The sequence below is a fragment of the Bartonella machadoae genome, from assembly GCF_022559585.1.
GTDB classification, from domain to species: Bacteria; Pseudomonadota; Alphaproteobacteria; order Rhizobiales; family Rhizobiaceae; genus Bartonella; species Bartonella machadoae.
The window spans coordinates 1,217,506-1,235,870 of sequence record NZ_CP087114.1 but is presented as its reverse complement, the minus strand read 5'-3'; the positions used below and the strand labels follow the sequence as shown (position 1 = coordinate 1,235,870).

Sequence of the window (18,365 nt, the reverse complement as noted above, 5' to 3'; positions counted from 1 at the left end):
ACGACCAAGTACAGTGCTGTCATTAAATACGATTTGCAACACATTGTCAACATCAAAATAACACATATTGATATATTCGAAGGGAATCAGTTAGACAATGGTATAGAGATAACAATAATACAGAAGTAATATGTAATGATAGTAAATGAAGATGATTACTATAGAATTCTTGGTGTAAGCTACGAATGCAATGATAAGCAGCTAAAATCTGCTTTTCGTAAGTTAGCTATGCAATATCATCCTGATCATAATCCTAATAATAAGGAAACTGAACAAAAGTTCAGAAAAATTTGCGAAGCCTATGAAACTCTTAAAGATCCTCAAAAAAGAGCTACTTATAATCAGTTTTATCATGGAACTCTTAAAAATGATCATACAACTTTTGAAAATAATAAAAGCGAAGAGAATGTAGATCTTATATTAAGAACGCCTTTTCAAAAAATAGCTTCCTTTGCTATACAGTTCGTGATTGGATTCATAATAGCGATTATAATATTCTGAAGTGCATTAAGAGCGACACGCAACGAACTCACAAGATGCGGTAGAGTTTGATCTTCTATAACAAGATACTGTATTGCTGCGTAGAGATTGTACTGTCTGTAGAGGCATTGTGCTTCTTTTAGTGCCTCTTGCATGTTTAAAAACTGCTCTGTAGCAAATTCTACCCATTTGTCTCTTGCCTTATCATCAGAAGAGGATGGCATTTCGTCGTAAATAGCGTTTGGCAAGCCTTTTGCACAAAGATAGTTGTTTCTTATCTGTAGATATTGTTGCGCAGCGTCATACTGATCTTGAGTAAGCACGCCTTGCAAACAAAGCCGCCCGATATAGCTACCAGCAAGTGGATTTTTTGCCTCTTGTAGCGTTAAACCAAATCGCTTAGCACGTGTTGTTAGTGCCAAGTGATCAACGGGTTCACGTGGTGTTTTTGCTCTTGAAATGCGTCCATTTGGCTCTCTTAACTGCCCTATAACCTTAGGGCGTCCCCTTTTTTTAGTTCTTTTCACAACACCGCCTTCTCACTAAAAAGGAACTTGATCATTTAAAGCATTTCTAGGCATATCAAGAGGGCGTTGATAGCTTCTATCGTACGGTGATGATACGCGCTCTTGATCATCATCATGTTTGCTGTCTAAAAGCTTTAAGTCACCTTTGTACTGAGGCAAGACAATTTCGGTTGTATAACGTTCAATACCATTTTTATCTTGCCATTTTCGGGTTTGTATCTGCCCTTCAATATAGACTTTACTGCCTTTATTGAGATACTGAAGCGCAATCTTTGCTAAGTGTTGATTAAAAACCACAACTGAATGCCATTCTGTTTTCTCTACTTTTTTGTTAGTGCTTTTGTCTGTATAGCTTTCGCATGTTGCGATACGAAAATTAACCACCTCAGTACCATTCTGCATTGTTTTGCTTTCGGGATCGGCACCAAGATAGCCAATTAAAATTGCCTTATTAAGCATTTGCTTGATATCCTTATATGAAAATAAAACCTTACACAACACAACGAACATTACGCTTGTGTTACAATAGCACATTATGGGTTGTATTTACAAATGAAATAACGATAACTCACTGAATCTAAAGAGTGAATCCCATTTTTTATTTTTTAAACGGCTTGCATTTTTATACAGAATGTGCCATATTATGGTCGATTATTTACGGATCAACAAAGATAGGATAGAACCGTGTCAAAATTAATTGGCACGGTTTTATTTTATGCAATTGCACAATAAAAAAGGCAACGTTATAAAAACGCCGCCTAAATAGAGCCTTGCCTTATCAAACAGACAAAATCATTTTGAGTTTCGCAATTTTTAAATAGCATCATTTTAATCAAAACACAACATCATAATGATGAGATACAAAAAAGCCCTGTCATGTAAAAACATAACAAGGCTAGTCAATTTCTTAATGTTTTTACGATATCATACTCTTTTTAAAAGTACAATATGATAAGAATAAACTTGTTTTTTATCCACAATTTAGTTATATAAGCAGGGAACCAACATGTATTGCAAAAGAAAGCCGTGTCAAAACTAATTGGCACGGCTTCATTCTTAAAGGGGATAGTATTTTAACCTAAAGAGCGGCTAAAAATGCAACGCTATAAACGTTGCGAATTAACAGTAGCATAATTCATTTTGAGATACAAATTGATAAAAACAATATTGCGTTTTTACACAAAATATGTAATTTGTTTGTGGTCATTGTTATTTTTCTTGTGTAAAATGGTTTTTGCAGAAATGCCGTATCAATTCATTTTGGTACGGTTTTTTTTGTTCTAGACTCTTGAATCTTTTATGCATTTTGTGTACAAACTGATTATAGTTTTTTCTCTTTTTTTATACCTCCTTTTTCTTAAACTTAAAGCCGCGTCGTTATATGACACGGCTTTTTTTTGCACTAAGAAAGGCGCCCCCCGCGCCGTGATTTATGCTGCTTTATCATTAACACAAATATCTTCACATATTATTTGATTGCCATTAACCACGGCATTGCCATAAACTTTAACATCCTTTTCAATAACCGCCTTTGCATAAACCCTTGCATTATCAAAAATATGAGCACCATCACATATAAAAGCAGACCCTGAGACTTTAGCATTGCCATAAACAGAGCCATAAACACGTGCACTATTCCAAACCTTGGCATTGTCATAAATTTTTGCATCTATAGTAATAAAGGCTTTTCCATAAACCACGGCATTATCACAAACTTGACCACAAATTTTTGCATCACCATAAACCTTTGCATTGCCATTAATTACGCATTTTCCATTAACCCAGCCTTTACCATGAATAAACATTATACCAGCAACGCTAGCATTTCCATAAACCTTTGCATTGCCATACACATGGGTATCATGATTAAAAACTTTAGCATCATCACTAATGACAGCATTTCCATAAGCTTTAGCATGTTTAGCAACAACGGCTTCATTACGAAGTTTTGCATTTTCAGACACGACGCCATTGTCAGCAACCCACGCATCATCATAAACCCAGCAATTACCATCATGCGAAAGGTTGCTTTCATCTTCAATAAAACCGCCTAAATCACCAGCCTTTACATCATCAAAATCTCTTAAAGCTTTAATGCGATAAAGTTTTCTAGGCACAACTTTACCATCCTTATTTTGGTAAACTTCTTTAATTTCATCAGTAAGTTCATATTTTTTAGACACATCTGTAGTGGTCATAGGGAGCTCCTAATCTAATAGTCGATAAAATTTTGAATGAAAATTTGAGAGAGGCGCCCCCGCCGCGCCCGCCGTTTTAATTAAGCAGATTGCGCAATATCATTTGTTAAAAGGCGCTTTGCTTCATTTGTAACAAATTTGTAATGATAAAGCTCTGTTTCCAATTCATTTGCATGCAATAAACGCCTCATTATCAATCCTAATATTTTACCAATTCCCTCAGATGTTCTTAAAGTTTCATAAGAGATAACCTTATCTCTAAAAAACAAATCATGTTCTATTGCTTGGTTTTTTAATTCATAAAAAGCTTTAACGAGTGCTTTTTTGAAAGCGCGCACCGTGTCATTATTGCGCATATATGTCATGAGAAGAGTTGCTTGTGATTCATTGAGAATAGCGATTTCTCTCTTTTGCCACCCACCGTTTGTTTTAAAGGGTAGGATTTCAAATCCAACCCTTCCAAACTCTTCAAAATCTTTACGATTATTGCGTACTAACTGTATAACTGTTTTATGCGTATTACCCACGCCCTCTGCAATTTTGAGAGAAGTTGTAACTGCAATACCATCATCGTTGATTGTAACTAGATTTTGCATGGTATAAAACCTTTCTTGTAAAATACGTTTCTTATTAAAACCCCTATAAAGGGCATCGGGTGCTAAGAAACACGGTCACAAGTCCGTCGTTACACCTTTCCTTAGAAAAGGTATTGTATAGTGTAACCACACCCGATGTAACCAATATATGCTAATAATAGCATAAAAGACAATCAGTATTTTAACGGCAGGGGAATAATCTTATCGTGATTAACCCGCTTGTGATTTTCGTGTTTCTTAGGCACTTGTGATTCGTTTAACATAAGGATTTATTAGTGTCAATATGAATTTTTAAAATTATTACATATTGTTGTTTTGAAAGGGTCGCATTTCAAATTCTATCCTCTGTTGATCTCAATGCTTTCACGGCTTTTTCTATTTCCCTGTCCATATCATCATCTTGTGAATAACTTACCTCACCATCATCTGTAATTTTACAAACCAATGGTTCATAACCTTGCTTCGGTATCGTTTTGTTTATTTCGTCTATCAATGCTTCGTAATTCAATACTGATGTTGGTATGTTACCACCGTATAGCCATGCTTTCACTTGCGCTTTGGTACTGTAATCTGCATTTTGAGGTATCTCGTGATATTGTCCACCTTGCAATTCCTCATATTCTCTAGAGCCATCCTCATACTCGTAAAGATTGTAAAAACATTCACTAACTCCTAATCCCCATGGGGCATGCCCTCTTGCCGTTGCAATAAACTTTTTCTGCGGTTTTTTACGTTTTGTTAAGAACAGATCTCTAAAAATTGCCATGCTTTTAGTCCATAATTTTACCTATTGGTCTATTTGCCTCAAAAATGACTGTACAAAGCGTTTTTAAATTTTTATGTGGTTTGTATCAAAAAATCTTTAAATCGCTTTGTACGGTCTCTTTTTGTCGATTTAAACACATATCAAATTGCAAAATGATCAGCATTTTTCACTATTTTGCTATCTCGTCTTCAAGACCCTTTAAAACTTCACTCAGCTCTTTTTGAAGCTTTTCTAAGCGCTCTGGTGCTAAAGGTGTCTCCTTTCCTTTGTCCTGTCTCTCAGGTTTTTCAAGGCTCCTAACGATGTAATCGATATTCTCGCGTATGTTGCTTTCAAGCTTTTCACAGTAACGATAAAAATCGGCTGTTGATGGCATAAAAGTTGCGTTTAAACCTTCTGCTTTGCCTCTCAAAGCGTCCTTTGTTGCCGTTTGCAATGCCCAGCTGCTTATACCGTCAAGGGTATAAAAATACGCAAGTGCTGTTGCTTTTTCATCATATTCTGATGGGCTTTTGAGACCATTTGATAACACAAGATACGTTGTTTGGATTTCCTCTTCAGTTGCTTTGTTCTCAAGTTCTTTCAACGCATCATTGGCTAGTGAGGTAATTCGCTCCGCTTCTGCAATCGAGGGTTTTTGTCCCTGTAACCAAAGGAATGGTGGTTCTTTCATCGTCCTCGAATAAAAACTTGTACGCACTGTCTGAATTTTTGATATCGGACATGTATTGTGCAACTCGATAAGATTTGCCACGCTGTTGTTCTGTTTGTGCAATATTGGGTTTTCCATAATTTCTTCCTTTCGTTAAATCATCAATAGCCCTTCGCACCCAATTGCGCCATGTTGCTTGCCAATTGGTTTTGGTTGCATTGGCTCCGGTTTTTGAACACCAGTAATCTCGGAATTTTGCGATTTCGACTTTCACACGTTCTGGAGGCAATCCCTCTGCAATTGCGAAATCGTAATCCGGTTCAAAATCGTCCGGTAATCGACAGCCGCGGTCAGTTCTAGACGGCTTGGCTTTTTTGGGAATGTTTTCTTGCTCGTGAATAGCAGGTTGATCCTCTGCTACCGTTTCGATTGCATCTGCTAGCTTTTCGCAATCATGATCTTCTGATGGTTCATAAGCCTCATCAACAAATTCGCTATTTTCAAAATCGCAATCGTTTTCTTTTTTTGATAACACGATAGTGTTATTTTTTTTATTATATATGTTAATGTTATTGTTATGTGCATCGCCAAGCATAAAATTTTCTGCACGAGCATCATTTTTTGATGCATATGCATCATTCGATTGTGCACATGCATTTTTTGATGTGTGATTTTTATGCTCATGCATTTTTTGTGTGTTATTTTTCTCCTCATCCCATCTTGCTTTTGCTGCTTTTGCTGCTTTTACTGAGGCCTTGCTTAAATTTTCATTGGAATTATTGAGTTCTTCTTCAACTTCTAAACTCCACAAACGTCCATCTTCTAAACGTATGATTTTTTTAGTACAGAGCAAAGCAGTAAGTGCTTTATTGAAAGCCTTTTCTGAACAGCCAACATAACGAGATAATAAGAAAGTATCCTCGTCAAGAGGTTCATGTGTTTTGCGCATAAATAAACTGAGAGTAAGATAAACAGCTTTTTCCATCGGTTTCATACAAGAAACATCGATTATCCATTGATCAGTATTAAGTCTTGTCCAAGCCAACTTAGTTGACATATTTCACCTCCATTTCTTCATTATTATTAAAGGCAAAACTGTCTAACTCTTCACTGAGGCTATTCAGTTCCTCTTCAACTTGTAAACTCCATAATCGACCATCTTCTAAACGTATTAGCCTCTCATCACTTAATAAAAAATCTAGCGCTTTATTAAAGGCTTTTACTGAGCAACCAGAAATACGTGCTAATACAGAGACATTCTCACGAATTGGCTCTTTCTTCTTATACATAAGTAACACCAACATCATATAAGTTGATATTTGATGTGACGTCATTCCACTAGCATCAGATATCCAATCTGAAGGAAAACAACGAACCCAAGCTAACTTAGTTGACATACTTTCCCCCCTTGGCTCCAATATTAAGGGAATACTTACCTAGCTCTTCACTAAGCGATTCAAGTTCCTCTCCAACTTTAAAACTCCACAAATGACCATCATCTTGAAGAATGAGGTGTCCAGTTTCCAATAAATACTCTAGCGCCTTTTCAAATCTTTTTACGGAACAACCAGTAAAATGAGACAATGCTCGTGTATCATTCAAAATAGGTTCACCAACATAAAGCATTTGCAACCGCAATTTGAGATAAATAGCGCATTCAATCGCTGGTAAACAAGCAATATCAAGAAGCCATTTATCTGCAAAAAGACGCGTCCATGGAAATTTAGTTAACATGCATTTCTCCTGTTTTATGCTTATGCCATCTCGCTATCGCTGCTTTCGAAGCGCGCTCGGTAAATCTATTATAACCATGTTCAAAAGAGGCGGACCCATGCCATAAATCGCCATTCTCTAAACAAGCGATATGATCCGTGCTTATTAAAACATCTAATGCCTTTTTAAACGTTCTTACTGAACACCCACACCAGCCTGCTAAATAAGACGCATTATTTACAAGAGGCGCTTGCTTTTCTGTCATAAGCAACACTAATGTTGTGTAAACGCCTTTCTCCGTTGCTTGTAAACCTGTAAGCTCTTTTAAAAACTGATTGGAATAAAATCTTACGCAAGGAACTCTACTAATAGACATTACCGTCCTCCTTTCCTTTCACTAAATATAAAATTGCTAAAGCATCCGCTTCATTATCATCCTTAGGCTCGTGTCCTTTGATACACATTGCCTTAATCATCTCTTCTTTTGAGGCATTCCCCTTTCCCGTCGTTGCCTTCTTTATCGTACTAACAGGGATGCCTTCATAAGCTATCTGATGATGCTCGCACCATGTTGCTAATGTTGCTAACAAACCACCGTAAACATGCGCCGCATCTGTACCAACATGACGCCTCACCTCTTCAAAATACACGGCATCAATATCACCAGCTGTTGATTTCATTTCTGTAAGCCATTGCTTAAAGCGCAAATAACGCATCCCACCGCCTTCAAAACGGCGTGATTGAAAATTGACCGTGCCACTAAAGATGTGACCATCCACACCACGTATTGCCCACCCCGTTTTGGTACCTAGATCAAGACAAAGAATTGTGTTATTCATCACCGATATTCAATCAAAATGTATTTTATGAAATTATTTTTCAAAAAACGAAGAAAGAGATAAAATTAACTTCAATGAGCTAAAGACATAGAAAAATCTTTTTGGAACTTCTAATTAAATAGTCTGTATTGCTGTTCAAGCCCTTCTAATTTTTTATGTAAAATTGTAAGCTGCTCTTCCATTAAAGTTTTCTGTTTATCTATTAATTTCTCTTGATCTTTAATTATTGTATCCTTGGCATTAATCATTTCATCATTGTGCTCTATCTGTTCTTGTAGATCAGAAGCTTTAAAACGATAGTATACAGCCAACATTGTAACCACAATAATTGGAATGTTTCTTATGATATGACCTATAATAAATGATGCTATATCTTCCATCTCTACCTCCTCACTTTTTCTTCTTATGGGATGGCGCTTTAATTGCTTTATCTTTTGAATTTCGTACTTCACTCTTAAGACGGTCATCATGCCCTATCTGTTTTGCTTCGCATTCCATTAAGAAAACAAGACAACACACCGCATGTGCCAAGTGTGATAAATCACTCTCGCCATCCTTCGTTTCTCCACCAAACCATGCGAATAAATGACGCAAAGCAGCGCCGTAAAACCGGCTCCAATCCATGCCATTACGCCAATTGTTTGCTCCGTATTTCTTTGCTCCGAATTCTAAAACTTTACCGATTTCAATCAGTGTTGACGGGGGGATAAGGTCTAAACGTGCCTTGCCATCATCTGCCTTATGCGCTTCGTTTGTGCTCTGTAAAACAAGATTACTTGCTGCATCATTATAAATCCGCGCTTTGTTAAAAATCCACGCATCATAAAGAACCGTATTGTTAAAAACCTTAGCGTTCTCCATAATCCAAGCATTACCGTAAACCTTAGCATTGCCATAAACCTTGGCATTATCTTTAACCACTGCATCGTCATAAACCTGAGCATCATCGTAAATCCAACAGTTGCCATAATGAGAGAGGTTTCCTTCATACTTTACAAAACCACCTAAGTCCCCGACTTTAACATCATCAAAATCTCTTAATGCTTTAATACGATGAAGGGTTTGACCAGAAACTTTGATTGTTTCATCAGTGAGTTCATATTTCTTTCTTACAGTCATCATTCTCTCCTTAAGACTGCAAAGCGTCGCCATGTTCACGAGTGCCATTAGCACTGGAACTTTTTACAAATTCAGTCATTGGGGGGGGTTGTTTATTCCATAAAGATTCCAAAAGGTAAGCAACCGTTCCTCTTGAAGGAACACCATACTTCTCCCAACGCCATACTGTTGATTTACTAACACTCAATAACGCTGCCATTTCATCCAACGTAAGATTAAGGTGTTTTCTTATTTTTTTTGCATCTATCTTATTCATAAAAAATAATATGCGTTATGAGTATATTATTGTCAAGTCGAAATGCATACCAATTTCATGCAATATGAGTACACATAGGAATTTTAAAATGCTTGATAAAATAACAGATCAATCATCTAGATTAATGAAAGCACGTTTAATACGTGGTTTTAGGAGTGCAAAAGCAGCAGCCGAGTATTTTGGATGGAACTATTCTAGTTATATACAGCATGAACAAGGACTCCGTGGTATATCACGCGCATCTAAAAAATATGCAACAGCATTTAGAGTTAGTGAAGGATGGTTATTAACTGGAGAAGGAGATGGCCCCTCCGTTCCAGCTCCTGATTTTGCACAAACTATTGATGCAAAAATCATTGATCTGCTACAAACAACAAGTCATCCAGATAAAGAAGCAATTCTTCACCTTTTAAACCGCTTAAATTCTGAAGAAAAAAAATAAAAGCTTTTTTCCTTTCATAACTAAAAGCAGAAACCAGCTGCATTATTTCATTATCTAATTCCATAATTCATTTCCTCTCTCCTTTATCAAAAGCATTTTTTTACACCGTTTAAAAAATATTCATAATGTATATTTTTTTGATTGACATATATGCATTATGCGTATAAAAAACACCATACCAGAAAAAAAAATGCCCTTGTCAACAGGCATTTTATCCAAAATGTTCTTTTCCAACTTTTTTCATGGAGGCTGTTGTGAACAAACCAGTTTTTATAAATCCAGACGAAATCCTCTTAGTGATGAGTTCTGATGATAGAGATAACATTGCGCAATCCGGTCCTTTTTACGAAGAAACCGATATCATAAAATTTATCGATAATTCTTATAATGCCGTGAAAATCTTGAGAGTAGAACCAGCAACTAATCGTTGCGAAGATATCTCTGAAGATATCGCAGAGTTCTACATTAAAGAACGTGAACAACAATGCTTTGATGGCGTCATAAATCACGACTTTATTAAAAACAGCGCTGCATACGGTTTTTTTTTAGACGATATCAAACAGCTTGAATATGAAGATAAAATGTACGGGTCTTATGAAAAACAGCACCGTTTGCGCTTTTGTGATGTTCTTTAAAACTATGAGGGGCGTTTTTAAGACGCCCCCTTTCATAAAAATCATAACAAAAGACAAAGCATGCATTAAAAGGATTTCAATATGAATAATTCCCCCTTAACAACAATGGCAAATAAATACGGTTTCTCTCATGATGAATTTCGAAAAACTATCGTCAAAACTTGTATCAGTTACAATTTCTCTGATGAAGAATTCGCTGCCTTTATTTCTGTTGCTAACACTTATGGTCTCAATCCTTTAACTAAGGAAATCTACGCTCTCCCTAAAAGAGGTGGTGGCATTATTCCCGTGGTTTCTATCGACGGGTGGATTAAGATCATTAAATCTAATCCAAAATTTGATGGTATGACCTTTCAAGATCAACTTGATAAAGATGGTAATCTCATTGCTATCAAATGTGCTATTCGTCTCAAAGGCATTAAAGACCCTATAGAGGTCACTGAATATCTAGCAGAATGCAAACAAAAATCAGACACTTGGCAAAAATATCCAGCTCGCATGTTGCGTCATAAAGCTACCATACAATGTGCTCGCTATGCTTTCGGATTTTCAGGCATTTATGAAGAAGATGAAGCTGCTCGTATGAATAACACCATACAAGCTCCTTTGGTATCTCACGAGATGCTTATGCAAATCAGACAATTAATGGAACAAACTCTAACAGAAGAAAAAAAAGTGCTCTCTTTTGTAAAAGCAAACAGCCTTGCCGATATGTCTGAAGAACAAGCGCAAACAGTTTTAAACGGTTTGAAGAAAAAACAGAACTTACAAATCATTGAAACGCAGAAATTACCATCTCAAGAACAAAACGACGTTCCTATTCAAGATGCAGAATATATTCATATCCAAGATATCGAATATGCACAAACCAACCAAGAACAGACAGCGGCGGTGTGAGATGGAACAAAGATCTGCACAATGGTTTCAAGCACGATTAGGAAAAGTTACCGCTTCTAATGTGTACAACATCCTCAGTAAAACAGCTAAAGGATTACCAACAAGCAAATATGAAGATTACAAAATCAAACTCATTACAGAGCGTTTAACAGGTGAAATAAGCCCCCATTATGAAACAGAAGATATGAGATGGGGCATTGAACATGAGGATGATGCCTTGCAAGAATATGGCTTCATTTATGATGCCAATATCATAAAATGCGGCTTTATACCTCATCCTAGCATAGAAATGGCGGGGGCTAGTCCTGATGGGCTTATTGGAGAAGATGGTCTAATCGAAATCAAATGCCCACGTTCCGCAACCCATATGCGCTTTTGTATTGATGAAGAAATCAAACCTGAATATCTCGCACAAATGCAATTCCAAATGGCTTGTACAGGGCGACAATGGTGTGATTTTGTAAGCTATGACCCACGCTTTACACATCAATCATCTCACCTGCGTATGAAAGTCAAACGTGTCCACCGTGATGATGAACAAATTAACAGCATTAACCAAGCTGTTGAAGCCTTTTTAACTCAGATAGAGCAAGAGATACAAAAGATCTCGACAAAAGCTGCTTAACCTTATGGGGGTGCTTCTCTACAGCCTCCAAGCACCCCCACCCTCTCATAATTATAATAAGAAGGATTGCTTTAAATGAATGAAGAAAAATTAAAAGCCTCAATAGAAAAAGTAAGTTTATTCGAACAAGCTTTACTATCAATGCGCTTGCAAAGGCTCGTCAATATACAAGACCTCTCAATTTATCTTGGAATGTCTATGACCTATATTAGAGAGCTTGTAAAAGCTGGTGCTTTCCCTAAACCAATACAAGAAGGGCGATACTTAAAATGGGATATCGTTGAAGTTGATCACTATATTGAAAGCAAAAAGGCAGAAAGAGACTCTATAGAATTACCATCACTATCGTAACAATCAACACCCAGTCACAAAAGACGCCCACTGTTCTAAAAGAACACGGCGCTGTTCTAAAAAATCAGTTCTCATATAGGCTTTTGTGACTGAATTTCCCACTGAATGAGACAAAGTAAATTCCGCAATTTCAAATGGTGTTGATGTTGTCTCTGCTATCCAATCACGAAGACTAGATCTGAAGCCGTGAGGGCGATAAGCAATCCCTCTATCTCTCATAAATTTAGAAAGCGTCATATCAGATATAGGCTTTCCAGAATTTCCAACAAACAAAAATCCATTTTTTTCGATTCTTTTTGCTTTTTCAATGATAGCAATCGCTTCATCTGTAAGCGGTACACGAAAATCAAAAACCTTTCCAACTATCCCCTTCATATTTTCTTTTGGAATTGTCCATATTGATTGGTTAATCTCCTCCAGCCGTATATGCCTAATTGGCATTGAACGAACCCCCGTTAAAATTAAAAGCTTTAAGGCTAAATTTGATACAATATTATCATCTAACGATTGATAAAAAGCCGGAACTTCTTTCCATGGCATAGCCGGAATATTTTGAACATTTTGAATAAATTTTCCCAATAAGGCTTTTGCTTTTGGTACCAATTGCATATCCACATCTATACCACGTGCTGCGGCATGTTTTATCGCAATATTCAAACGCGATAAAGCTTTGCTTGCTGTTTCGTTTTTGGTTTTCCAAATAGGGGATAAGCACTCTTTTATATCAATCTGCGTCAATTCAGTAATTGCTATATCTCCAAGCTTAGGAAAAACATGCAATGTAAGAGGTGTTAACCACCTTGCTGCTGTTCCTTCATTCTTCAATTCACTTTTCTTGGCTTCAAAAGCGCTTAAAACAATTTCTCTTAAAGAAATACTATCAATCGCCCGCCGTAATTGTTCATTTTTCCTTTTACGAATCGGGTCAATACCTTGGTTTAAAAGATCACGGCAAGCTGTAGCCTTAAGCCTTGCTTCTTTTAAAGATACAACGCTACAAGAGCCTAATCCCATTTCACGACGTTTTTTATTGAAATCGAATCGAAAAACCCAACGTCCTTGATTCTGCGTTGTTTTAATAAGCCATAGTCCAGCTCCATCCGCATATTTACCTTTAGGTAAATTTTTTACAGATAAGGCGGATAATCTATCACGTGTTCTTGTTCTCCTAATCACTTTTTAAACCACCTTTTGAACCACCTTTTGAATTGCGCTTTTGACAGATTCATCAGATATCAAGGTCGTATATAAAAGACAATTAAGTAAATAAAAACAATAAAATAAGATAAAAAACAACATCACGTGATATTGTAGAAAATCCATAACTGGTGCGGTCGAGAAGACTCGAACTTCCACGGGTTGCCCCACAGCGACCTCAACGCTGCGCGTCTACCAATTCCGCCACGACCGCACGGAGTAAAAAAGCATATTAATTTCTGGCTTTAACAAATCATAAAGCTAGGTACAAGCCTATTTTTTCTTTCCTATGATTTATTTTTCCTAAATGATAATAGCGCAATGAAACATACGCTGGTTAATTATAATCTTTGCACCATCTTCATAAAGTTATCCTGTACACCTTGGTCTTCCTCATAACAACCACGAAAGCTTGTTGTAATTGTTGTCGTACCTTGCTTTTGAATTCCTCTCATAGCCATGCACATGTGTTCAGCCTCAATCAACACCGCAACACCACGTGGCTGTAAATGCACTGTCAAAGCATCTGTTATTTGAGCGGTCATAGCCTCTTGTGTTTGTAAACGACGAGAAAAAATATCTACAACACGGGCAATTTTTGAAAGGCCAACAACTTTTGTATCAGGAAAATACCCAATATGAGCTCTTCCAACGATGGGGATCATATGGTGCTCACAATGTGAATAAAAAGGAATATTTTTCATGATTATTGCATCATTGTATCCTGAAACTTCTTCAAAAACTGTATCTAAGATTTCTTCAACTGATTTGCTATAACCAATAAAAAGCTCGCGATACGCTTTAGCTACACGTCTTGGAGTGTCGACAAGTCCTTCTCGATTTGGATTTTCTCCCATCCATAACAACAATGTACGAATCGCTTCTTCTACCTCTCCAAAACTAGGACGCTTTCCAGATAAAAATGGATCTACCGAACCTCCTTTAACAACATCTTGCATTTAAAAACTCCAATTTTACCCTCTAGCAAAGGATTTGCTTCATATCTATTATCAATTTTGTATAATCTCTATATAAGCGAATGAAAAGGTTAAGCAATAAAAACTCTTAAAATTTCAGGTAAGAGCTCATGATTGACAATCTCTATAGTAATAAAATACTTGAACATGCCGCCCATATAAGCAAAATTGGACGTCTTAATAATCCGGATGCAACATCAAAAAAACACGCACAGCTTTGCGGTTCAACAATTACTATAGATCTAAAAATAAAAAACAATATCGTTATAGATTTTGCACACGAAGGACATGTATGTGTACTAGGACAAGCTTCAACTTCCCTTTTAGCATCTCATATTATAGGACAAACAACACAAGATCTTAAAATGTTACGTAAAATTATTTATCATATGCTAACGAAAGATGGTCCACCTCCTCAAGCTCCTTTTGAAGCATTTTCTTGTTTGCAACCGATTAAAAATTATCAAGCACGTCATACATCAGTCATGCTTCCCTTTGATGCCGTCATAGATTGTATTGAACAAATTGAGGAAAAATAAATGCTCACATTACAGTCCCGACAAAAAAACAGAAAAACGCGAAATTATAAGGGGTCTTGGCGAAAAACACCTGGACGATTATTGGGTATTTTCTTGATCCGTTTTTATCAAATAACACTTTCCAGCCTTATAGGAAACCAATGTCGTCATGCACCGACCTGTTCAGAATATATTTATGAAGCAATCGCACGCCACGGACTATGGGCTGGTGCATGGATGGGATTTTTTCGTATCCTACGTTGTGGTCCATTTGGAACATATGGATTTGATCCAGTCCCGCCCTCTCTCGAAAAGAGTTGTTGTTTTTATAAACCTTGGCGTTACTGGAAAATTTCTACAAAACACGATAAATAATTCTTTTCTTTTTCCATGCCTATTGATAAAAAAAGTCTATAAGCTTTAAATTAAATATAATTTAGTTTTCAGGAAACCATCCGCAACCGTTAGCGGAATTGGAGTAAAAGGGTGTTTTATGTCTTGTTCTGTTTCTCTTTCTTTTCCTGATGGTTCAAAACGTGATTATCCTAGCAAAATGACTGGCTTAGAATTGGCTGAAACCATTTCTAAATCACTTGTAAAAAAAGCAGTCGCCTATAGCCTTAACGGAATCACTCGAGATCTATCAGATCCATTAGAACAATCTGGTCAAATAGAAATCATTACCCGAGAAGATCCACGTGCTCTTGAACTCATCCGTCATGATTGTGCACATGTGTTAGCTGAAGCAGTACAAGAACTCTTTCCTGACACACAAGTGACAATTGGTCCTGTTATTGAAAATGGTTTTTATTACGATTTTGCACGCCAACAACCTTTTACATTGGATGATCTCACGGTTATTGAAAAAAAAATGCGTGAAATTATTCAACGCAACAAACCTTTCAAAAAAGAAATCTGGTCTCGTAAAAAAGCAAGAGAGGTTTTTTCTGAAAAGGGCGAACTTTATAAGGTAGAGCTTATTGATAGCATTCCTGAAAACCAAGATTTAAAAATTTATTATCAAGGTGATTGGTTTGATCTTTGCCGTGGCCCACACATGCAATCTACTGGGCAAATAGGCAATGCTTTTAAACTGATGAAAGTCGCAGGAGCTTATTGGCGTGGTGATTCCAATAACCCAATGCTCACAAGAATTTATGGCACGGCATTTGCCAATGAAAATGACTTAAAAGCTTACCTACACATACTAGAAGAAGCTGAAAAACGTGATCATCGCCGCTTAGGACGTGAAATGGATTTATTTCATTTCCAAGAAGAGGGGCCAGGAATGATTTTCTGGCATAAAAAAGGCTGGAAAATGTTCCAAAATTTGCTCAACTATATGCGTAGGCGTCTAGATGATCATCAATATGCTGAAGTGAATGCACCACAAGTTCTCGATAGATCACTTTGGGAAATATCTGGGCATTGGGGATGGTATAAGGAGAATATGTTCAAAACAATTCCAGCTGCTGAGGATTGGGATAATGAAACTGTTTATGCTCTTAAGCCAATGAATTGCCCTGGTCACGTACAAATTTTTAAACATGGTTTAAAATCTTACCGTGATTTGCCTATGAGGCTTGCTGAATTTGGTCTTGTCCATCGTTATGAACCTTCGGGGGCTCTTCATGGTCTTATGCGCGCACGCGGCTTTACACAAGATGATGCACATATTTTCTGTACAGATGAACAGTTAGAAGATGAATGCCTCAATATTAATGATTTAATTTTATCAACTTATGCTGATTTTGGTTTTAAAGAAATCAGCCTTAAGCTTTCAACACGTCCAGAAAAGCGAGTCGGATCTGATGCGTTATGGGATCATGCAGAAAATATCATGAAATCCGTTCTCAAAACTATTGAAACAAAATTTGCCGGACAAATCAAAACCAGTATTCTCCCAGGTGAAGGTGCATTTTATGGTCCAAAATTTGAATATACATTAAAAGATGCTATCGGTCGCGAATGGCAATGTGGAACAACACAAATAGACTTTAATCTCCCTGAACGTTTTGGCGCATTTTATATTGATAAAGATTCAGAAAAACGCCAACCTGTTATGATCCATCGCGCTATTTTTGGATCAATGGAGCGTTTTCTTGGTATATTAATCGAAAATTTTTCTGGACATATGCCACTTTGGCTTGCCCCTGAACAAATCATCGTAGCAACAATTACATCCGAAGCAAATGAATATGCAAAAAAAATAACAGCAAAACTTAAAGCTGCTGGGCTTTCCGCAACATTAGATCTTCGTAATGAAAAAATTAACTATAAAATACGTGAACACTCTTTACAAAAAGTTCCGATAATTTTGGTATGCGGCAAACGTGAATCTGAGACGAATAGCGTAAATATGCGCCGCTTAGGAAGCACAGATCAAATTCCCTTGTCTACAGAAGAAGCAGTTAAGCAACTCACGAAGGAAGCGACACCGCCAGATTTGCAGCGATTAATAAATACCTAAAAAACACGCAAAAAAATAAAAAGGATTATTGTTATCGTACCCTGTCAAGGGTGCGTTTACATTCAATTAATTCAAACAGTGTTTCCTGCAACAATGCTTTATCGGTTTTGTCTTTATGTGTATTAACAGACCCAACAGATGATTCTTCCTCATTCCTCATAAAACTCAAAAGCCCAAAAGAAGATTTTTTAGGTTTATTATGAGAATTTTCAAAAGATTGTCCGACCTGTTTCTTCTCTATTACAACATTCATAGCATCAAGATCACCATTACCAAATGCAGTAACAAAAGCAATACCATTTTCCTTCAAAAGGCGCTGCACACCTTTTATGGTATACCCCTGATCGTATAACAACTGCTTAATACCATTGAGCAAATCAATATCCGTCGGACGATAATAGCGCCTGCCTCCACCACGTTTCATTGGTTTTATCTGCCGAAAACGCGTCTCCCAGAATCGCAAGACATGCTGCGGAATCTCCAACAACTCGGCGACTTCGCTAATTGTGCGAAAGGCATCAGAGCTCTTATCCATTTTGCAACACCTTATCTAAAACAATACGAATGTTTCCACAATGTCTCATCAATTTTTAATTTCTCAACAAGATGAGCCAAAAATAGGGCTATACTCTAAAAATAAAAAGCCTTTTGTATAAAACAGAATATAAAAGCCAATCTACTCAATTTTTTTTACAAATATCAAAGATTATAACAGCATTTATTGATGTTATGTTTTTTGTCTCACACGATGCGAATCCAAAACTCTTTGTTTAAGGACATTAGCAGCCTTAAATGTTACAACACGTCGTGGCGGGATAGGCGCTTCAATACCGGTTTTTGGATTGCGTCCAACACGTTCATTTTTACTACGAACTTGAAAGGTTGCAAAAGAAGAAAGTTTAACGGCCTCACCTCTCACAAGGGAATTGCAAATTTCATCCAAAACCAACTCTACCAAGGCTGCTGATTCAGTATGTGACAAGCCTACCCTTCTACAAACTACGCTCGCTAAATCTGCACGCGTTACTGTTTTACTTGTCATTATAACCACCTATTTAAAAATTAAAAATTACAAAATGACTTATACGTTTTATTCAAATATGGTCA

26 protein-coding genes, 1 tRNA gene and 1 pseudogene are annotated in these 18,365 nt (G+C 36.8%); 9 read left to right on the top strand and 19 right to left on the bottom strand.

The features are described 5' to 3' along the window. Positions 1 to 135: 135 nt before the first annotated feature. A pseudogene (locus tag LNM86_RS05940) lies at positions 136 to 372 on the top strand (DnaJ domain-containing protein); the annotation flags it as partial. A 62-nt stretch (positions 373 to 434) separates the two neighbouring features. On the opposite strand, the gene LNM86_RS05935 reads toward LNM86_RS05940, so the two are convergent. The 14 genes from LNM86_RS05935 to LNM86_RS05870 all read right to left on the bottom strand — a co-directional run bounded on the left by LNM86_RS05935 (position 435) and on the right by LNM86_RS05870 (position 9,146). Continuing rightward, positions 435 to 1,007: a hypothetical protein gene (locus LNM86_RS05935; protein WP_241438809.1), complete on the bottom strand. Its 573-nt coding sequence runs from the start codon at positions 1,005 to 1,007 to the stop codon at positions 435 to 437. Positions 1,008 to 1,022: 15 nt separating this feature from the next. Beyond that, positions 1,023 to 1,466, bottom strand: a complete 444-nt coding sequence (ssb, locus tag LNM86_RS05930; RefSeq protein ID WP_241438808.1) for a single-stranded DNA-binding protein — start codon at positions 1,464 to 1,466, stop codon at positions 1,023 to 1,025. A gap of 971 nt (positions 1,467 to 2,437) precedes the next feature. Beyond that, on the bottom strand, positions 2,438 to 3,205 hold the full coding sequence (locus tag LNM86_RS05925; protein ID WP_241438807.1) for a hypothetical protein: 768 nt from the start codon (positions 3,203 to 3,205) through the stop codon (positions 2,438 to 2,440). An 80-nt stretch (positions 3,206 to 3,285) separates the two neighbouring features. Beyond that, complete coding sequence (locus tag LNM86_RS05920) at positions 3,286 to 3,801, bottom strand: Rha family transcriptional regulator (protein WP_241438806.1); 516 nt, start codon at positions 3,799 to 3,801, stop codon at positions 3,286 to 3,288. A 331-nt stretch (positions 3,802 to 4,132) separates the two neighbouring features. Next, positions 4,133 to 4,567 carry a hypothetical protein gene (locus LNM86_RS05915; RefSeq protein ID WP_241438805.1) on the bottom strand — a complete coding sequence of 145 codons (435 nt, stop codon included), beginning with the start codon at positions 4,565 to 4,567 and terminating at the stop codon, positions 4,133 to 4,135. A gap of 169 nt (positions 4,568 to 4,736) precedes the next feature. After that, a complete protein-coding gene (locus tag LNM86_RS05910) occupies positions 4,737 to 5,240 on the bottom strand; it encodes a hypothetical protein (RefSeq protein WP_241438804.1) in 504 nt (167 codons plus the stop codon). Continuing rightward, positions 5,158 to 6,276, bottom strand: coding sequence for a DUF1376 domain-containing protein (locus LNM86_RS05905; RefSeq protein WP_241438456.1), 1,119 nt, complete (start codon positions 6,274 to 6,276; stop codon positions 5,158 to 5,160). The genes LNM86_RS05910 and LNM86_RS05905 overlap by 83 nt, the downstream gene beginning before the upstream one ends. Continuing rightward, a complete protein-coding gene (locus LNM86_RS05900) occupies positions 6,266 to 6,616 on the bottom strand; it encodes a DUF1376 domain-containing protein (protein WP_241438455.1) in 351 nt (116 codons plus the stop codon). The genes LNM86_RS05905 and LNM86_RS05900 overlap by 11 nt, the downstream gene beginning before the upstream one ends. Then, positions 6,606 to 6,953 (bottom strand): DUF1376 domain-containing protein, encoded by a 348-nt coding sequence (locus LNM86_RS05895; protein ID WP_241438454.1) that lies wholly within the window; start codon positions 6,951 to 6,953, stop codon positions 6,606 to 6,608. Before LNM86_RS05895 ends, LNM86_RS05900 begins: the two co-directional genes overlap by 11 nt. Continuing rightward, positions 6,943 to 7,308: a DUF1376 domain-containing protein gene (locus tag LNM86_RS05890; protein WP_241438453.1), complete on the bottom strand. Its 366-nt coding sequence runs from the start codon at positions 7,306 to 7,308 to the stop codon at positions 6,943 to 6,945. The genes LNM86_RS05895 and LNM86_RS05890 overlap by 11 nt, the downstream gene beginning before the upstream one ends. After that, positions 7,298 to 7,771 (bottom strand): crossover junction endodeoxyribonuclease RuvC, encoded by a 474-nt coding sequence (locus LNM86_RS05885; RefSeq protein WP_241438452.1) that lies wholly within the window; start codon positions 7,769 to 7,771, stop codon positions 7,298 to 7,300. The genes LNM86_RS05890 and LNM86_RS05885 overlap by 11 nt, the downstream gene beginning before the upstream one ends. Positions 7,772 to 7,881: 110 nt before the next feature. Continuing rightward, a complete protein-coding gene (locus LNM86_RS05880) occupies positions 7,882 to 8,151 on the bottom strand; it encodes a hypothetical protein (RefSeq protein ID WP_241438451.1) in 270 nt (89 codons plus the stop codon). Positions 8,152 to 8,161: 10 nt separating this feature from the next. Next, positions 8,162 to 8,566 (bottom strand): dATP/dGTP diphosphohydrolase domain-containing protein, encoded by a 405-nt coding sequence (locus tag LNM86_RS12855; RefSeq protein ID WP_308219238.1) that lies wholly within the window; start codon positions 8,564 to 8,566, stop codon positions 8,162 to 8,164. 334 nt (positions 8,567 to 8,900) lie between these two features. Next, the gene (locus LNM86_RS05870) at positions 8,901 to 9,146 is read right to left on the bottom strand and encodes a helix-turn-helix domain-containing protein (protein ID WP_241438801.1); all 246 of its coding nucleotides are present in this window, start codon (positions 9,144 to 9,146) and stop codon (positions 8,901 to 8,903) included. 88 nt (positions 9,147 to 9,234) lie between these two features. Here LNM86_RS05870 and LNM86_RS05865 point away from each other — a divergent pair, with 88 nt between their 5' ends. From LNM86_RS05865 to LNM86_RS05845, 5 genes are all read left to right on the top strand, one after another. Then, the gene (locus LNM86_RS05865; protein ID WP_241438800.1) at positions 9,235 to 9,588 is read left to right on the top strand and encodes an XRE family transcriptional regulator; all 354 of its coding nucleotides are present in this window, start codon (positions 9,235 to 9,237) and stop codon (positions 9,586 to 9,588) included. A 254-nt stretch (positions 9,589 to 9,842) separates the two neighbouring features. Next, positions 9,843 to 10,223, top strand: a complete 381-nt coding sequence (locus tag LNM86_RS05860) for a hypothetical protein (RefSeq protein ID WP_241438447.1) — start codon at positions 9,843 to 9,845, stop codon at positions 10,221 to 10,223. Positions 10,224 to 10,304: 81 nt separating this feature from the next. Beyond that, positions 10,305 to 11,120 carry a phage recombination protein Bet gene (gene bet, locus LNM86_RS05855; protein ID WP_241438446.1) on the top strand — a complete coding sequence of 272 codons (816 nt, stop codon included), beginning with the start codon at positions 10,305 to 10,307 and terminating at the stop codon, positions 11,118 to 11,120. 1 nt (position 11,121) lies between these two features. Continuing rightward, positions 11,122 to 11,745, top strand: coding sequence for a lambda exonuclease family protein (locus tag LNM86_RS05850; protein WP_241438445.1), 624 nt, complete (start codon positions 11,122 to 11,124; stop codon positions 11,743 to 11,745). A 75-nt stretch (positions 11,746 to 11,820) separates the two neighbouring features. After that, on the top strand, positions 11,821 to 12,096 hold the full coding sequence (locus LNM86_RS05845) for a helix-turn-helix transcriptional regulator (protein ID WP_241438799.1): 276 nt from the start codon (positions 11,821 to 11,823) through the stop codon (positions 12,094 to 12,096). Positions 12,097 to 12,099: 3 nt separating this feature from the next. Here LNM86_RS05845 and LNM86_RS05840 read toward each other — a convergent pair whose 3' ends face one another. From LNM86_RS05840 to folE, 3 genes are all read right to left on the bottom strand, one after another. Beyond that, positions 12,100 to 13,272 carry a tyrosine-type recombinase/integrase gene (locus LNM86_RS05840; RefSeq protein ID WP_241438798.1) on the bottom strand — a complete coding sequence of 391 codons (1,173 nt, stop codon included), beginning with the start codon at positions 13,270 to 13,272 and terminating at the stop codon, positions 12,100 to 12,102. Between the two features lie 150 nt (positions 13,273 to 13,422). Next, positions 13,423 to 13,507: transfer RNA gene (locus LNM86_RS05835), tRNA-Leu, on the bottom strand. Positions 13,508 to 13,634: 127 nt separating this feature from the next. Beyond that, complete coding sequence (folE, locus tag LNM86_RS05830; RefSeq protein WP_241438797.1) at positions 13,635 to 14,252, bottom strand: GTP cyclohydrolase I FolE; 618 nt, start codon at positions 14,250 to 14,252, stop codon at positions 13,635 to 13,637. 128 nt (positions 14,253 to 14,380) lie between these two features. Between folE and LNM86_RS05825 the strand changes: the two genes are divergently transcribed. The 3 genes from LNM86_RS05825 to thrS all read left to right on the top strand — a co-directional run bounded on the left by LNM86_RS05825 (position 14,381) and on the right by thrS (position 17,258). Then, a complete protein-coding gene (locus LNM86_RS05825; RefSeq protein ID WP_241438796.1) occupies positions 14,381 to 14,809 on the top strand; it encodes an iron-sulfur cluster assembly scaffold protein in 429 nt (142 codons plus the stop codon). Beyond that, positions 14,810 to 15,163, top strand: coding sequence for a membrane protein insertion efficiency factor YidD (yidD, locus tag LNM86_RS05820; RefSeq protein ID WP_241438795.1), 354 nt, complete (start codon positions 14,810 to 14,812; stop codon positions 15,161 to 15,163). 118 nt (positions 15,164 to 15,281) lie between these two features. Then, a complete protein-coding gene (gene thrS, locus LNM86_RS05815) occupies positions 15,282 to 17,258 on the top strand; it encodes a threonine--tRNA ligase (protein ID WP_241438794.1) in 1,977 nt (658 codons plus the stop codon). Positions 17,259 to 17,289: 31 nt separating this feature from the next. On the opposite strand, the gene LNM86_RS05810 is transcribed toward thrS, so the two are convergent. Both LNM86_RS05810 and LNM86_RS05805 read right to left on the bottom strand, forming a co-directional pair. Beyond that, complete coding sequence (locus tag LNM86_RS05810) at positions 17,290 to 17,793, bottom strand: MerR family transcriptional regulator (RefSeq protein WP_241438793.1); 504 nt, start codon at positions 17,791 to 17,793, stop codon at positions 17,290 to 17,292. A gap of 192 nt (positions 17,794 to 17,985) precedes the next feature. Further along, a complete protein-coding gene (locus tag LNM86_RS05805; RefSeq protein ID WP_241438792.1) occupies positions 17,986 to 18,300 on the bottom strand; it encodes an integration host factor subunit alpha in 315 nt (104 codons plus the stop codon). Positions 18,301 to 18,365 lie beyond the last annotated feature (65 nt).

Coding starts and splice junctions, on each gene's coding strand:
- ssb (WP_241438808.1), bottom strand. CDS start 1,466: ATGCTTAATAAGGCAATTTTAATTGGCTATCTTGGTGCCGATCCCGAA.
- LNM86_RS05925 (WP_241438807.1), bottom strand. CDS start 3,205: ATGACCACTACAGATGTGTCTAAAAAATATGAACTTACTGATGAAATT.
- LNM86_RS05920 (WP_241438806.1), bottom strand. CDS start 3,801: ATGCAAAATCTAGTTACAATCAACGATGATGGTATTGCAGTTACAACT.
- LNM86_RS05915 (WP_241438805.1), bottom strand. CDS start 4,567: ATGGCAATTTTTAGAGATCTGTTCTTAACAAAACGTAAAAAACCGCAG.
- LNM86_RS05910 (WP_241438804.1), bottom strand. CDS start 5,240: ATGAAAGAACCACCATTCCTTTGGTTACAGGGACAAAAACCCTCGATT.
- LNM86_RS05905 (WP_241438456.1), bottom strand. CDS start 6,276: ATGTCAACTAAGTTGGCTTGGACAAGACTTAATACTGATCAATGGATA.
- LNM86_RS05900 (WP_241438455.1), bottom strand. CDS start 6,616: ATGTCAACTAAGTTAGCTTGGGTTCGTTGTTTTCCTTCAGATTGGATA.
- LNM86_RS05895 (WP_241438454.1), bottom strand. CDS start 6,953: ATGTTAACTAAATTTCCATGGACGCGTCTTTTTGCAGATAAATGGCTT.
- LNM86_RS05890 (WP_241438453.1), bottom strand. CDS start 7,308: ATGTCTATTAGTAGAGTTCCTTGCGTAAGATTTTATTCCAATCAGTTT.
- LNM86_RS05885 (WP_241438452.1), bottom strand. CDS start 7,771: ATGAATAACACAATTCTTTGTCTTGATCTAGGTACCAAAACGGGGTGG.
- LNM86_RS05880 (WP_241438451.1), bottom strand. CDS start 8,151: ATGGAAGATATAGCATCATTTATTATAGGTCATATCATAAGAAACATT.
- LNM86_RS05870 (WP_241438801.1), bottom strand. CDS start 9,146: ATGAATAAGATAGATGCAAAAAAAATAAGAAAACACCTTAATCTTACG.
- LNM86_RS05865 (WP_241438800.1), top strand. CDS start 9,235: ATGCTTGATAAAATAACAGATCAATCATCTAGATTAATGAAAGCACGT.
- bet (WP_241438446.1), top strand. CDS start 10,305: ATGAATAATTCCCCCTTAACAACAATGGCAAATAAATACGGTTTCTCT.
- LNM86_RS05850 (WP_241438445.1), top strand. CDS start 11,122: ATGGAACAAAGATCTGCACAATGGTTTCAAGCACGATTAGGAAAAGTT.
- LNM86_RS05845 (WP_241438799.1), top strand. CDS start 11,821: ATGAATGAAGAAAAATTAAAAGCCTCAATAGAAAAAGTAAGTTTATTC.
- folE (WP_241438797.1), bottom strand. CDS start 14,252: ATGCAAGATGTTGTTAAAGGAGGTTCGGTAGATCCATTTTTATCTGGA.
- LNM86_RS05825 (WP_241438796.1), top strand. CDS start 14,381: ATGATTGACAATCTCTATAGTAATAAAATACTTGAACATGCCGCCCAT.
- yidD (WP_241438795.1), top strand. CDS start 14,810: ATGCTCACATTACAGTCCCGACAAAAAAACAGAAAAACGCGAAATTAT.
- thrS (WP_241438794.1), top strand. CDS start 15,282: ATGTCTTGTTCTGTTTCTCTTTCTTTTCCTGATGGTTCAAAACGTGAT.
- LNM86_RS05810 (WP_241438793.1), bottom strand. CDS start 17,793: ATGGATAAGAGCTCTGATGCCTTTCGCACAATTAGCGAAGTCGCCGAG.
- LNM86_RS05805 (WP_241438792.1), bottom strand. CDS start 18,300: ATGACAAGTAAAACAGTAACGCGTGCAGATTTAGCGAGCGTAGTTTGT.